The sequence below is a fragment of the Paenibacillus sp. FSL R5-0517 genome (genome assembly GCF_037974355.1).
Lineage (GTDB): Bacteria > Bacillota > Bacilli > Paenibacillales > Paenibacillaceae > Paenibacillus.
Window position 1 is genome coordinate 2,220,522 of record NZ_CP150235.1, and the last position, 14,207, is coordinate 2,234,728.

Genomic DNA, 14,207 nt, shown 5'->3' on the forward strand with positions numbered 1-14,207 from the left:
TCGCTTTTGTTCTGAACGTGTGGTAACTTCTACAGCAAAGCTTTTACAGCAGCAATGGCTTGTTCGAAGTTAGGGGAGTCTGTCATTTCAGGCAAATACTCCACATATGTAATCCGGTCTTCGGCATCCAAAACAAAAATGGAGCGCATGTCGAGTTGGAATTCTTTGATCAGAACGCCGTAGTCTTCACCGAAAGAACGTGTTTTGTAGTCTGACAATGTAACTACGCGGTCGACACCAGCTGCCCCGCACCAACGGGCTTGAGCGAACGGAAGGTCAACGCTTACTGTCAAGACAACAACATTGTCTCCCAGTTCTCCAGCTTCAACGTTGAAACGACGAGTTTGCGCATCGCATACGCCAGTATCCAGGGAAGGAACAACGCTGATTAATTTGATTTTGCCTGCGTAGTCTTTCAGGGAAGCATCTTCAACCAGGTTTTTGCTCAGTGTAAAATCAGGTGCTTGATCGCCCACTTTCAGTTCGGGTCCGATCAATGTAATAGGGTTGCCTTTGAATGTGGCTGCGCCTGTACGTTCTTGTGTCATAATAATGTTCCTCCTTATAAATTGGTGATCCGTGCCAAAATCCATTATAATCTTTTATGAAAGGCATTGTCCAATTCGGACATGTACCATTACGATGGATCAGAGATTAAGTCCGATCTGAACAGGGTGGAGTGAAAGAAGAAATTTATGATATTTATTCGCTATGAGAACTGGAAAGGTTATCTGAAGTATTTCCCTTTGACGTCGATTTTTTTAATTGCCAATGTTGTGATGTTTATTGTGTTAACGGTGAACGGTGGCTCAACGAACAATATGGTGCTGCTGAAATTCGGGGCACTTACGAATCATGAACTGTTCGCACAGGAGTGGTGGCGTTACATTACATCGATCTTCCTGCATGCGGGCTTCAGTCATTTATTGTTTAACAGCTTTGCGTTAATTGTATTTGCACCACCAATGGAACGTTTGCTCGGGTCGGTAAGGTATGGTGTATTGTATCTGGGTGGTGGTGTATTGGGTAATATCCTTGCTGTTGCATGGTACAACTCGATTGGAAGTATCACCATCTCCGTAGGTGCTTCTGGAGCGATCTATGCCGTCTATGGTGCATTCCTGTATGTAGCGCTGTTCCAGCGAACGATGATGGACGAGGCTTCGCGCAAAACGATGTACACGCTGCTTTTGTTCGGGATCATATTCTCTTTCGCGATGTCGGGCATCAATTGGATGGCGCACCTCGGAGGATTGTTGGGTGGATTCTTTATTTACGGACTGTTGATCAGGTTGTGGAAACCTCGCAGCTTAAAGCGGTAGTCAGAACGTTCTCAAGATGGAATGCAGTCAAGGATAAGTAGGGTATAACAGATTGGAGCGATCAGGACGAGTGGAATTAAGACAGTTGCATTACTTTTTGAAAGTGGCACAGAAGGAACATGTAACACAGGCTGCTGAAGAGCTGCATGTGGCACAGTCGGCGGTGAGTCGTCAGATTCATCAGCTAGAAGAAGAACTGGGCGTGGACCTTTTTATGCAAAAGGGGCGAAACCTGCAGTTGACTGCAGTAGGACAGCTTTTTTGCAAACGAATTGAAGGTATATTAAAAGATTTGGACAAAGCAGTCGGGGAAGTTCATGAGTTTCTTGACCCGGAGCATGGGGAGATCCGCATTGGATTCCCGCATAGCCTGGGGATTCATCTCATTCCTTCCGTTGTAGCTGCTTTTCGTCAGCGCTACCCTAACGTGAAATTCAGATTCAAGCAGGGGATGTTCCCTACATTGATTCGTGACGTGTTATCGGGAGAGGTAGACTTGGCATTCATTTCTCCTTTTCCAGAGAAGCATGATCAAGTGGCTGGTGATATTGTACTCACGGAAGAATTACATGCCATCCTTCCTCCGAATCACCCGTTAGCTGGTGAAGAGACCATTGCGCTTGAACAACTCAAGGATGATAAATTTGTATTGTTTAGCAAAGGTTATTCTCTTCGTCCTATTGTGTGGCATGCCTGTCTGGAAGCTGGTTTTACACCCAAAATTGCTTTTGAAGGGGAAGAGACCGACACGATCCGCGGATTGGTCGCTGCGGGCATGGGGGTCAGCCTCCTGCCTGAGATGGCGCTATTCCAGACAAACCCGTTGCAACCGGCACATGTCGCCATCTCCCATCCAAAAGTAACACGGACCATTGGGTTAATTCACCGTGCAGATGACAAGTTGCCGCTGGTTGCCCAGTCCTTTCGTTCATTTTTGCTTCATTATTTTGGTTTACAACAGAACAATACCCCATCCGATTAACGGTGGGGTATTGTTTTTGTTGTATGAGCTATGCAATTAATCGCGGCTATTGAAGATTCCGATGTAACGAATCAACTCAAGCAGTGAGATCAACGCTGCAGCGACGTAAGTCAAGGCTGCGGCGTTTAGGACTTTTGCAACACCTTTTTCTTCTTCATTACGGATGTACCCTTCAGATACCATAATTTCTCTAGCGCGGTTACTCGCATTGAACTCAACCGGTAACGTGATGAGTTGGAATGCTACAGTTACAGAGAAGAAGATGATACCGATCCCTACAAGGTTCATGGCATTGAAGAGGAATCCTGCAATCAGCAGGAATGGAGCTAATCCGGATGCGAAATTCACAATGGGGAAGATCCGGTGACGCAGTGCCAGCATTGGATAACTTTCTTTATGCTGAATGGCATGACCAACTTCATGGCAGGCTACCGAAACAGCTGAGATTGAGTTTTCATAATATACTGGTTCTGATAACCGTACAACCCGATTGATCGGATCGTAGTGATCTGAGAGCGTGCCGCGTACAGGTTCAATTGGAACATCATGCAGGCCGTTAGCATCCAGCATCTGGCGAGCAGCATCGTAACCCGTCATTCCGTTTTGGTTCGGGACCTCCGACCAACGTCTAAATGTACCTTTAACGCGAAATTGCGCCCATAAAGAGAGCAAAAAGGCGATAATGATCAATACGAACATACCGTTATTAAAACTCATATTCATTCCTCCGCTTTCTGAAATAAGCTACATCATGGTGTTCTCAAGCAAGATTTTAAGTGCCTCCATTGTACCGGCGCTTTTGGTGAGAAGTCCTGCCATCATTTTGCGTGCTTGTACAGGTTTCATCTCTCCAAGGAGCGGTTTGAGTTCATTAACCTCTCGCTCAAGTTGTTGTACGTGAAGTTCCAATGTTGTCAATTTGCTGGCAACTTGTTCTTCTGTACTAACCAGACGCCACTTCTCAAGAGATTGCTTAATCTCGTCGAGACTATACTTCTCTTGTTTCATCTGTACAATACGTTCAAGCCTCGTTAAAGTTTCATTACTATAGAGACGATAATTTTTTTGTGTACGTTCTTCGGGAGCGATCAACCCAAGCTTTGTGTAATAATCAATCGTCCGTTCACTCACACCAGCGGTCTTGGCGAGTTCGCCAATCCGAAAAAGTTTCATATCCCCAATGATATTCACCTCGCTTGCAAGTTCAAATGTAGGGAATTGTAGTTTCCAGTTGCGAATTTCTATACTACGCCCAATTTTTCTTACTAATAAGTATGATACATGATCTTTAACCGTACAGTCAAACGTTATGCTTTGGCGATCAGGATACCGCATTTCTATATCTATGTACTCATAGAATGTGATTATGTACTTAAGTGCAAGAAAAAGACGTATGACTTTATTCCCAGAAATAATTTTCAATTTTGATGAAAATACTCTTGTCAACTTTCCTCTCTTCTGCTTATAATGACATTAAGAGTTTCACGTTATGTGAAGAAACTTAACATAAGAGGGAGTGGGGTATATGAGAAAGAAATGGTTGGTTTCCATGTTAGTAATGCTTACTTTGTTAGCTTTTCCGGTCAGCGCATTTGCGGCTGCGGAGGGTCCGACTAACATTGAACTTCAAAGTGGTTTGAACTCAGCCTTTACGTTTCTGGCTGTGGTACTCGTATTCTTGATGCAAGGGGGATTTGCTTTACTCGAAGCGGGTTCAACACGGATGAAGAATGCAGGACACATTGCAGGTAAGACCATCCTGACATTGGGAATTTCCGTTATTGCCTTCTGGGGGCTGGGTTTTGGTCTAGGCTTCGGTAATGGTAATGGATTTTTTGGAACTACCGGATTCTTCCTAAGTGGAGACAGTATGGCTGCTTCCTTCGAATCACTGGCTTTCTCCGATGTTCCACTGACTATCAAATTTGTATTCCACCTCGCCTTTGCGGCGGTATCTCTGGCCATTGCCTGCGGTGGTATGGCTGAACGTGCAAAGATGAGCGTATATATCGTGTTTGGTACATTGTATACCATTATTATGTATCCGGTTGTTGCTCACTGGGTATGGGGCGGCGGCTGGTTGGCTGAGCTGGGTATGCAAGACTTTGCAGGATCGACGGTAGTTCACTTGACTGGTGCGACTGCAGCATTGGTAGCTACCATCTTGTTGAAACCACGTATCGGTAAATATAACAAAGACGGCAAACCTAACATCATTCCAGGTCACAACCAAGTGTATTCCGTACTCGGGGTTATTATCCTCTGGATCGGTTGGTTTGGATTCAACCCAGGTAGTACGTTATCTGCCATGGGGGATGGATTCTTCGGTTATGTTGCATTGACTACTAACGTAGCTGCAGCAGCAGGTGGTGTTGCTGCGCTGTTAATCTCGTGGGCAGTACTTGGTAAGTCAGATATTCCTAGCATGTTAAACGGTGTGCTTGCGGCACTCGTTGCGATTACAGGGGCATGTGCATTCGTTGAGCCTTGGGCAGCGCTGGTTATCGGTGCTTTGGCGGGTATCATCACATTCTTCACAGCACAGTACTTCGATCGTAAAGGAATTGACGATCCAATCTACGCTTTCTCCGTACATGGTATTGCGGGTATGTGGGGTGCGATTTCCACAGGTTTGTTCGCTACTCCTGAACTTGCCGAGAATGCTGGTGTAGGTCAAGCGGGTCTGTTCTATGGCGGTGGCTTCCACCAATTGGGCGTACAACTTCTAGGTCTGGCGGGTGCTTTTGCCTTCGTACTGGTGATGTCCTTCATTATTCTGGGCGGAATGAAAGCGATCATGGGCATCCGTGTTACTGAAGAAGAAGAAACAATGGGTCTGGATATCAGTGAGCACGGTACTTACGGATACCCTGAACAAATGAAAAGCGTAGATTCAAAATCCAATGGTGGTACGTTCAGCTCCTGAGTTGGATAATGCTGAAACATGCATCAAGGAGGCTGGACATGATGGAACCCATCTCGTTTACAAACTACTCCTGGTCTTATCAGGGAATCGATGGTGCGGTGTCTGTTCCAGAACTGCGCCAGGCACGTGTGATATTACAGAATGAGCTCCAGGATTTGTTGTCCGCTTCCTTGTCGCCAATCGAGTGGTACCAAACGGTAAATGAACTGCATGACCGGATTGCACGGAAAGCAGTAGAGTTATGCATTCAGGGGATGGTTGAGGAAGGCTTAGGCCAACCTCCCGTCCCCTATGCCTTTATCGTATTTGGCAGTTCTGGCAGGGAAGAAGCAACGTTATGGAGTGATCAGGACAATGGCATGATTATTAGCGATATCCCATATGAGGGTAAAGGGGCATACTTTGCCGAGCTTGGACAGCGAATCACGGATATGTTAGAAGGGCTTGGTTACGCCAAGTGCGAAGGCAAAGTTATGTGCTCAGAGTCACTGTGGAGAAAAACGCTGGCATCATGGAAGCAACAATTGGCAGAGTGGAGTTCAGATCTGAATTGGGAGCCTGTTCGTAATCTGATCATCGCTTCAGACATGCGTTTTGTTGCGGGGCAGCAAAGTCTGGCAGAGGAGTGGATCACAAGTTTTTATGAACAATTCAGACTTGTTCCTGAACTTTCGGATGCCGTTCTTCGCAATACGGTTAAACATAAAGCTACATTAAATGTACTTGGACGTGTGGTCACAGAACGATTTGGTGAACATGCAGGTGGATTTGATGTCAAGTATGGTTTGTACATCCCACTTGTGAACAGTGCCCGTTATTTGGCTTTGCAGCATGGGATCAAGGAGTCATCTACGTTAAAAAGAATGGAGAGACTGACTTCACTTGAAGCTGTTCCGTTTACACTACTGGACGCATGTCAGCGGGCCTTCATAGCCGCTTTGAAGTTTCGTCGAAGTACGCCGGTTATCATCCAAGGGGATTTGCAACATAGCAGCGGGTTCCTTGATGAGAAACAGATGAAACAAAAACAGATTCATTATGAGCTCAGGGATACGCTCGGGTTGGTACGACGAGTGCATCGTGCTTTGCAAAGACAGTTGCGTTTTGCAGAAAGGAGACGTCCATGAGAGAGCCGGCAAGGGGCAATACAGGATTCTGGAATTCGCTGCGTCAGGGAGGGGTTCCTTCCGCCATCGCTTCCATTATGGGAGCCCCTACGGCGCAACACATGGCGTTTATCCGCTCGATGATGAGAGAACAGCGCAGACCTGAGGTTCTGCATACGCCTCTAAACGAGTTGGACGCAGTTGTATTTGATCTGGAAACGACGGGTTTTTCGCCCCAGCATGGGGATGAGATTATCTCATTTGGTGCGGTCCGTATACATGGTGGTGTGGTGCTGGAAGGAGAACAGTTCTATACAGTGGTGCAGTCCAAAACTGCGGTCCCGGAACATATTACTGAACTTACAGGTATTACACAGGAGATGACACTGAACGCGCCAACTTTGTTGGAGGGATTACATGATTTCATGTCTTTTGTAGGCGGAAATGTTCTGATCGCACACGCAAGTGCGCATGATCGCGCCTTTCTCAATGCTGCGCTGTGGCGGACTTCAAAAGTAAGACTGACGCATCGTTTAATTGATACGATGATGTTGGCTCGCTGGCTTGAACCAAGCAGGCCGGGGTATGGTCTGGATGAATTACTGGAATCCAGAGGCATTCCGATCTATGGTCGTCACCATGCACTGGAAGATTCGAAAATGACTGCACAGTTATGGTCCTGTTATCTGGAGGACATGATGCGTAAAAATGTGGAGACCCTGGGTGATTTGTATACCCAGCTAAGTCACGCATAACGGAACGGGAAGCAGATGGTAAGAAGGCGCAACGTGGTGTGCTTGATCCGGCAATTCCTTCGAAGATTCAATCTGATATCCGTTCAGATGCATACGCGATCGCAACCCGCTTGTTAGGTCAGGTGAGCCGATGAGGTACATCTGAAGCAAACCGGCGAAGGCGGGAAGAGCTTGCATGTCCTCTAGGGAAGGTACAGGACTAGTCTGCGGATGAGAATGGAAGATGCCGATGAGTTTGGGTTCGGAGAAAACGCACCGAATCCATTCGGCATCGTCCAGAGCAAAATGGTGCAGCGGGTCAGGTGCTACGTTACGAATGGGCTGAAACCGACTGATTCGTATACCGCCCGCTGCGGTTTCACCCAGCATAACCCCGCAGGCTTCTTGCGGCAGCGAAAGGAACATGTGCTTACACATCTCTTGTTCTACGGAAGAAGGGATGTAGAAGGTGTTCTGCTGTCCGTGAAGTGCTGCCATTTGTATTCACCCCTCTCTCTTTGGCTCCTGCTTAGGCAGGAGTCCTTTTTCATTTTATTTTCTGTGATGTGGATTGTAAAATTTTAAAGGAAAAGGGTACAATATTAAAGAGGACATTGGTGAATCATGTTCTGGTGATCTGTAATAGATTGTCGTAAACATCTAACATGCGCGAAATAAGGTTTCAGTTTCAATAGGTTAATTATATAAAAGGGTGGCGGGTTATGAAACGAAACATATACATACTCCTCGGTGTTGTCTTGCTAGTTGGTATTACACTGGCCCAGAATGCGGGTGATGGTATTGCCGCCGTATTTAAGCAGGAGGAACCCATGCCTACTGAGACGGGTCCGCGTGCGGGTCTTCTGGCACCTCCTTTTTCTCTGACAGCAATGGATGGGAAAACGTACAGTGTGGGCGGCGCCAAAGACAAGGCGACTTTCGTCAGTTTCTGGGCATCGTGGTGTGATCCGTGTAAACAGGAAGCTCCCGAGCTGAACAAAATGGCTGAGAAATATAAGGATAAGCTTGATCTCTATGGCGTTAATGTAACATCCTACGATAAACTGAAAGATGCCAAAGCTTTTGTGGATGAATACCAACTGAAGTTCCCCATTCCCTTGGACGAGAAGGGAACCGTGTATGCTCAATACAATGGGGTCGCCTTTCCAACGAATGTTCTGATCGACTCCAGAGGCGTTATACAGGAGATTATTCTGGGCATATTGCCCGAAAAAGAGTTGGAACGTAAGATTAAAGAATTAATTGCAAATTAATTACTGCAAAGAAAGAAGCCTTTGCATCCATGAATCATGGGTACAGAGGCTTCTTTTTATTTTCCGGGAAATACACTTTAATGATTACTCAGCCCGTGAGCAGGAATAGGGAGTGTGCCCGGCTCATCCTGCAATTTTTCTTGAAGCAGCGCATAGCGGAAACTATGCACGAGAGCTTCCCAACTGGCTTCAATTACGTTCTCGGATACACCAACCGTGTTCCACGTGTTTTCCGTATTTTTGGATTCGATCAAAACACGAACTTTGGCAGCAGTGGCATCCTTCTCATCCAGTACACGTACTTTGTAGTCCGAGAGATGCATGTTGGCAAGTGAAGGGAAGTATTGCACCAGTGCTTTCCGAAGCGCATTATCGAGTGCGTTAACCGGACCATTACCTTCAGCAGCGGTATAGACACTTGTTCCAGCTACATTAAGTTTGACAAAAGCTTCAGAGACTACGGATTTGCCCGCCGTTTTCTCCACAAGCATTTTGAATGATTCGAAAGTGAACAATTCTTTCATGTCACCGTTCGCTTCACGAATTAACAATTCGAGCGAGGCGTCAGCGCCTTCGAACTGATAACCCTGATGCTCCAGGTCTTTGATTTTCTCAATAATCTGACGCGAATTGGCACTGCTTGGATCGAATTCAAGCCCCAGTTCCTGCGCTTTGGATACAATATTACTCTGTCCGGCAAGTTCCGATACCAACACACGTTGCTTGTTACCGACAAGTTCAGGCACGATGTGTTCATACGTACGCGAATCCCGCAGGATGGCAGAGACGTGGATCCCACCTTTGTGAGCAAAAGCAGCATTGCCGACATAAGGCTGATTAATCGGCATGTTTACATTGGCAATCTCGCTAACATAACGAGCCACGTTGGTAAGCTGTCTCATGGACTCCTCAGTAACACATTCATAGCCAAGCTTCAGTTGCAGGTTCGGGATAATGGATGCGAGATTGGCGTTACCGCAACGCTCTCCATAACCGTTCATTGTTCCTTGAACCTGACGGGCTCCGGCTTGTACAGCGCTTAGTGTGTTGGCCACAGCCAGTTCACAGTCATTATGTGTATGGATGCCGAGATGTGCATGAGGCAGGCTTCTATGCAGTGTGGATACGATCTCGTACACCTCGTTTGGCATGGTCCCGCCGTTGGTATCACACATGACGAGCCAGTCCGCTCCAGCCTCGTGAGCCTTGGTCAAGACAGCTTGAGCATACTCCGGGTTATGTTTGAATCCGTCAAAGAAGTGTTCTGCATCAAAGATGACTTCCATACCGTTCTGTTTCAGATAGGCGATGGAATCATAGATCATGGACAAGTTCTCTTCCAGGGTGGTTTGCAAAGCAGTATGCACGTGGAAGTCCCATGATTTACCGACTAAGGTTGCAGCTTGGGCACCGGATTCGATCATGCGCTTCAGGTTAGCGTCTTCACTAGCAACGCTGCCTTTACGGCGTGTACTGCCAAAAGCAACGACCTTGGCGTTCAGGTTCAATTCCTTGACTCTTTTGAAAAACTCAATGTCCTTGGTATTGCTGCCTGGAATTCCGCCTTCAATATAATGGACACCCAGGTCATCAAGCTTCTTGGCAATTTTGAGTTTGTCGTCTGCCGATAAGCTGACACCCTCCCCTTGTGTGCCGTCACGTAAAGTCGTATCGAAGATGGAAATGGCCTTTGACATGAAGATCCTCCTTTGAGATAAAGCGCTCTTTAAAAGTTTGGATTGTAAGTTGGGAAAAGCAGTTAAGTACGGTAATGGACAAATCCTTCAATTCGGCAACGCTACACTGTGTTAAACTGGATGCGTTGATTTGTCCTAAAGTCGTCAATTTGTATAATTAATTATTATAGCACCATTATAGCCAAATGCTACATCGAAATCACAGTTTCATGTAATAATTAATGGATTTTAGAGCTAAAAGAAGGATGTTAATCATAATTCGTATGTATGTTATAATTTATTATTGAGTTTTAATAGAAATATGTGGAAAAAAAGGAGGGTTGATTTTGACTTTTGTATGGGAAAATACGATTATTGCCCTGATCACGTTGATTCTTTTTGTGAGTGTAGGTTGGTTAATCATCCGGTCTCTGATCAGATCTCGGAGAAAATAAATGCTCGTGACTGAATTAACATAACATGTTTGATATACTATAGAAGAAAGAAATTCGTTTAATTAGTGTGCATGAAAGGGCGGGGGTCATGATGTCTTCAGACGGCAATCCTCCAGCGAATGTGGATCAATATTACCCTACAGCCGGACGGGTGATACTGCATGTGGATATGAATGCTTTCTACTGCTCTGTACATGAAGCGGAAGAACCGGATCTATATAGAGGAAAAGCAACGGCCGTTGCGGGAAGTAGTGAACTGCGCAAGGGTGTAATTGTAACCTGCTCATATACCGCTCGTAACCGAGGGATCTCAACAGGTATGGTTGTACACCAAGCCATGAAAAAGTGCCCTGACCTCATTGTGATTCGTCCCGATTTTCATCTATACCGTCAATATTCAAGAGCGTTCATGCAGATTGCATATAGTTATACGCCTCAACTTGAGGCAACATCCATTGATGAGTGTTATCTTGATATTACAGGCTCAAGACAATTCGGGAATCCAATGGAGATTGCGGAGAGCATTCAGCGTAGAATCAAGGATGAATTGGGACTGCCTTGTTCCATTGGTATTGCACCCAACAAATTATTGGCGAAAATGGCTTCGGATCTGAAAAAACCGAACGGTATCTCCATTTTGCGCATGAGGGACGTACCCCGGATTCTTTGGCACAGGCCATGTAACGAAATGTTTGGCATTGGCAAAAAAACGGCTGAAAAGTTGAAAAAAATAGGCATTGAAACCATTGGTCAATTGGCCAAGTCGGATGAGAACATGTTGACCGAACTATTTGGAGTCAATGGAGCCTGGCTCAAAAACTCTGCAAATGGCATTAACCATTCCGCGGTTCACGCAGAACGGGAAGCCAATAAGTCCATTGGGCATACGACAACTCTGCCGGCGGATGTATCGGATATGAATGAGATTCATCGGGTATTCCTCAATATAAGTGACCAGGTCGCCAGAAGATTGCGTAAGCACGAAATGTTCAGCCAGGGTATTCAGATTACGATCCGGACACCCGATATGAAGACGATCACCCGATCACGTCTAATGGAAGTTCCTACGGAGGATGCAGCGGTCATTTACCGTGAGGCATGTCAATTATTTGAGAAGCATTGGGGAAGTGGCAAGCCTGTACGTATGCTGGGTGTGACACTTCAAAACCTGATTCCAAGAGAGGAATCCGCTGTGCAGATGGACTTGTTCGAATATGAGCAGAAGCCCAAAAAGGACAATCTGATTCGCATTATGGATCAGTTACGTGATAAATTTGGTGAGAATGCTGTTGTGACTGCAGGCATGCTTGGGGATGATCCTTCCGTACTGCTTCGTAATCATAAAGTGCGGGGGACTTCCCTGCAAAAAGATAACTTGCAAAGTCTTGATTAAATAGGGGATAATAGAGACTTGTGGTTGCAAAATGATTTGTAATTATTCTTACTTTGGTTTAATATGTTTCTAGATAAAAACACTGTACGTTTCGAATTTTAGGAGGAGAGAATGTAAATGAGTAAATATACTTGGGTTGAAAAAGACACTTGCATCGCATGTGGCGCTTGTGGAGCAACGGCTCCAGACATCTACGATTACGATGATGAAGGTTTGGCAGAAGTTATCTTTGACGGCGACGCTAACAAAGGGATCAAAGCTATTCCAGACGACTTGTTTGACGATATGCAGGATGCATGCGACGGCTGCCCTACAGATTCAATCAAAGTAGCGGACGAGCCTTTCAATAAAGAGGGCTAAGGTTTTCTCACATGAACACAGAGCACTTTCTATTGTCTTTACGACAAGGAAAAGTGCTTTTTTTTGTTTTCATTTAACTGGGATTATCTGATCTGTAGATCAAGGAAGAGAATTGTCGAAATGCCTTTTGCCCACCGGGTACTCAAGTCCTATGGATTCAACGACAGTTTATGCCGATATATAAGGATATACGGAAAAAGGCGAAATAGTGGAGGATCGGATGCAAAATACTCATCTAAGAACATATGTCAAGAAACATCCAGACAATAAAATGGCATGGTATTTGCTTGGAAAGGAGTACTTGGGCGAAGGACAGGAGGCCAAAGCCAACTATTGCTTTCAGCAAGCGGGCGAGGTCTACGAGGCATTTGAGCGCAGTAAAGCTCCTGCCGACATCTGGGTAGACTATCAGGAGAAACTGGTGGAGATGTCCGAGCAAAAGGAGAAAAAACAACGTAGACGCAAAATGTGGCTTACGTTATTCATGTTGCTTGTACTGGCAGGTCTGCCACCTGCGGATGCTCCAGGTTTCAGTCGTGAAGCGGCAGACGCGCTATCGGCGGCACTGGAATCCACAGATGACATCGCAGAGCCTGTAGAGGCGGATAAACAGGCTGTAAGTACAGCCACGCCACCAAGTAATGTGTTCACCGCTGCGGGGTTTGGCGGGGGCAATCATGGTGAGGCTGCGCTCGCAGCTGCATGGTCCGGATCTGGACCAAAAGTAGAGACTTCGGCTGTATTGGGAATGCAAACCTCGGAGGATTGGTCTTTGTGGAAGCGAAATATGCCTGTGAAATACATTGTGCAGACGAATACAAGCGGGAAACTAACTGCACAGAGCTATGATGCCAAGCAGTGTAACTGTGAACCTCCAGAAGTCACGCCGAAGATCAAAAAGATGGCTATGGCGTGGACCGCGAAGCAGGAAGCCGCTGCATCATTATCAAGTGCAATTGTTGCTTATCGCAAAAAAAATGACGCTTGGCCCAAGAGTGTAACGCAAATGGCTCAGCCATTTCCCAATAATATTCTCGGAGAGACGGCGCCAGGCATGACCGAGATGTTTCCGAAGCTGCTAGCCTTGCATCAAGGAAAGGCACAGCAAGGAAAGAGTGAAGCCAGTGGAGCAGATAACAGTTCGACGACTTCGAATTCGTCTCAAGGCCAGAATGCCGCTTTTGCGGATACGCTGGGAGGAAAACCTTTTTTGCAGGAACCGCTTGAGATTGTCATTGATAAGGATATACATAAACTTGCATTAATCAGTGGGGATACGATTGTTCGGATGTATGATGTGGGACTTGGCGGTGATCGAACACCAGAAGGTTCATATGTCATTACGGATAAAGTGGTGAATCCGAATGGACGTTCGAATGGTGAGTTTGGTAGCAGGGGGATGCAGCTCTCCAACACGAATTATGCTATCCATGGGACCAACGAGCCAGACAGTATCGGACTGGATGAGTCCCTTGGATGTGTGAGAATGCGTACAGGAGATGTAGAAGAGTTGTTTGCTCTTGCTCCGCAAGGTACTCCGGTACGCATTGGAGAAGATCTACTGCCAGATCTGACACTTGTTCCAGAAGCAAAGCAGCGCTATCAGCATACGCTTGTTCCAAAGCAGGATAACCCGAACAAAACGTATCACTGGCTGAATTGATCTGTTGGATATGTAGAATCAGACGGGTTTAGCCTGAATCATCTACATATTGGCAATAATGATAAGAGCACCAATAATGATGATCAAGCCGCCTACACATGCTGCAGTCCATGCAATGGCTTTGCGATTCACTTCTTCTTTCTTTTGCTGTAATGCAGGTGGTTTACGTTTGGGAGCCATGAGTTATTCCTCCTTATTGGAATAGAACTGGTATAGAGTAACCATGCTCTCATTGTAAAGAATTCAACTCGTCATTACCAGTGGACGGGTGGATTTCTTGTGAGCATTTTGCATGATTCGATTTGTGGTGTCTATG

General features: G+C 45.9%; 15 protein-coding genes. 9 read left to right on the top strand and 6 right to left on the bottom strand.

Annotated elements, in window-relative coordinates:
* Positions 1 to 29 precede the first annotated feature (29 nt).
* Positions 30 to 548, bottom strand: coding sequence for a thiol peroxidase (gene tpx, locus MKX40_RS10000; protein ID WP_339241177.1), 519 nt, complete (start codon positions 546 to 548; stop codon positions 30 to 32).
* A gap of 147 nt (positions 549 to 695) precedes the next feature.
* Here tpx and MKX40_RS10005 point away from each other — a divergent pair, with 147 nt between their 5' ends.
* Both MKX40_RS10005 and MKX40_RS10010 read left to right on the top strand, forming a co-directional pair.
* Positions 696 to 1,322: a rhomboid family intramembrane serine protease gene (locus tag MKX40_RS10005; protein ID WP_253433339.1), complete on the top strand. Its 627-nt coding sequence runs from the start codon at positions 696 to 698 to the stop codon at positions 1,320 to 1,322.
* Positions 1,323 to 1,392: 70 nt separating this feature from the next.
* Positions 1,393 to 2,304, top strand: coding sequence for a LysR family transcriptional regulator (locus MKX40_RS10010; RefSeq protein ID WP_339241179.1), 912 nt, complete (start codon positions 1,393 to 1,395; stop codon positions 2,302 to 2,304).
* A 36-nt stretch (positions 2,305 to 2,340) separates the two neighbouring features.
* Here MKX40_RS10010 and MKX40_RS10015 read toward each other — a convergent pair whose 3' ends face one another.
* Both MKX40_RS10015 and MKX40_RS10020 read right to left on the bottom strand, forming a co-directional pair.
* A complete protein-coding gene (locus MKX40_RS10015) occupies positions 2,341 to 3,021 on the bottom strand; it encodes a zinc metallopeptidase (RefSeq protein ID WP_338593613.1) in 681 nt (226 codons plus the stop codon).
* 27 nt (positions 3,022 to 3,048) lie between these two features.
* Entirely contained in the window at positions 3,049 to 3,477 is a 429-nt protein-coding gene (locus MKX40_RS10020; protein WP_017689377.1) for a MerR family transcriptional regulator, read from the bottom strand.
* 352 nt (positions 3,478 to 3,829) lie between these two features.
* Here MKX40_RS10020 and MKX40_RS10025 point away from each other — a divergent pair, with 352 nt between their 5' ends.
* Genes MKX40_RS10025 through MKX40_RS10035 form a run of 3 tightly spaced genes read left to right on the top strand, consistent with a single transcriptional unit; the run spans position 3,830 to position 7,091 of the window.
* Positions 3,830 to 5,230 carry an ammonium transporter gene (locus MKX40_RS10025; protein WP_339241182.1) on the top strand — a complete coding sequence of 467 codons (1,401 nt, stop codon included), beginning with the start codon at positions 3,830 to 3,832 and terminating at the stop codon, positions 5,228 to 5,230.
* A gap of 38 nt (positions 5,231 to 5,268) precedes the next feature.
* Positions 5,269 to 6,357, top strand: a complete 1,089-nt coding sequence (locus tag MKX40_RS10030; RefSeq protein WP_339241184.1) for a DUF294 nucleotidyltransferase-like domain-containing protein — start codon at positions 5,269 to 5,271, stop codon at positions 6,355 to 6,357.
* Positions 6,354 to 7,091, top strand: a complete 738-nt coding sequence (locus MKX40_RS10035) for an exonuclease domain-containing protein (protein WP_339241186.1) — start codon at positions 6,354 to 6,356, stop codon at positions 7,089 to 7,091. Before MKX40_RS10030 ends, MKX40_RS10035 begins: the two co-directional genes overlap by 4 nt.
* On the opposite strand, the gene MKX40_RS10040 is transcribed toward MKX40_RS10035, so the two are convergent.
* A complete protein-coding gene (locus tag MKX40_RS10040; RefSeq protein ID WP_339241188.1) occupies positions 7,077 to 7,568 on the bottom strand; it encodes a Mov34/MPN/PAD-1 family protein in 492 nt (163 codons plus the stop codon). The two genes, MKX40_RS10035 and MKX40_RS10040, sit on opposite strands and share 15 nt — an antisense overlap.
* Positions 7,569 to 7,792: 224 nt before the next feature.
* Here MKX40_RS10040 and MKX40_RS10045 point away from each other — a divergent pair, with 224 nt between their 5' ends.
* On the top strand, positions 7,793 to 8,344 hold the full coding sequence (locus tag MKX40_RS10045; protein WP_339241191.1) for a TlpA disulfide reductase family protein: 552 nt from the start codon (positions 7,793 to 7,795) through the stop codon (positions 8,342 to 8,344).
* A gap of 77 nt (positions 8,345 to 8,421) precedes the next feature.
* Here MKX40_RS10045 and cimA read toward each other — a convergent pair whose 3' ends face one another.
* Positions 8,422 to 10,041 (bottom strand): citramalate synthase, encoded by a 1,620-nt coding sequence (gene cimA / locus MKX40_RS10050; protein ID WP_339241194.1) that lies wholly within the window; start codon positions 10,039 to 10,041, stop codon positions 8,422 to 8,424.
* 525 nt (positions 10,042 to 10,566) lie between these two features.
* Between cimA and MKX40_RS10055 the strand changes: the two genes are divergently transcribed.
* From MKX40_RS10055 to MKX40_RS10065, 3 genes are all read left to right on the top strand, one after another.
* Positions 10,567 to 11,868, top strand: a complete 1,302-nt coding sequence (locus MKX40_RS10055; RefSeq protein WP_253442473.1) for a DNA polymerase IV — start codon at positions 10,567 to 10,569, stop codon at positions 11,866 to 11,868.
* 117 nt (positions 11,869 to 11,985) lie between these two features.
* Positions 11,986 to 12,228 (top strand): ferredoxin, encoded by a 243-nt coding sequence (locus MKX40_RS10060; RefSeq protein ID WP_090924741.1) that lies wholly within the window; start codon positions 11,986 to 11,988, stop codon positions 12,226 to 12,228.
* A gap of 220 nt (positions 12,229 to 12,448) precedes the next feature.
* Positions 12,449 to 13,891 carry a L,D-transpeptidase gene (locus tag MKX40_RS10065; RefSeq protein ID WP_339241198.1) on the top strand — a complete coding sequence of 481 codons (1,443 nt, stop codon included), beginning with the start codon at positions 12,449 to 12,451 and terminating at the stop codon, positions 13,889 to 13,891.
* 42 nt (positions 13,892 to 13,933) lie between these two features.
* On the opposite strand, the gene MKX40_RS10070 is transcribed toward MKX40_RS10065, so the two are convergent.
* Positions 13,934 to 14,071 (bottom strand): hypothetical protein, encoded by a 138-nt coding sequence (locus MKX40_RS10070; protein ID WP_339241200.1) that lies wholly within the window; start codon positions 14,069 to 14,071, stop codon positions 13,934 to 13,936.
* Between the last annotated feature and the right edge of the window lie 136 nt (positions 14,072 to 14,207).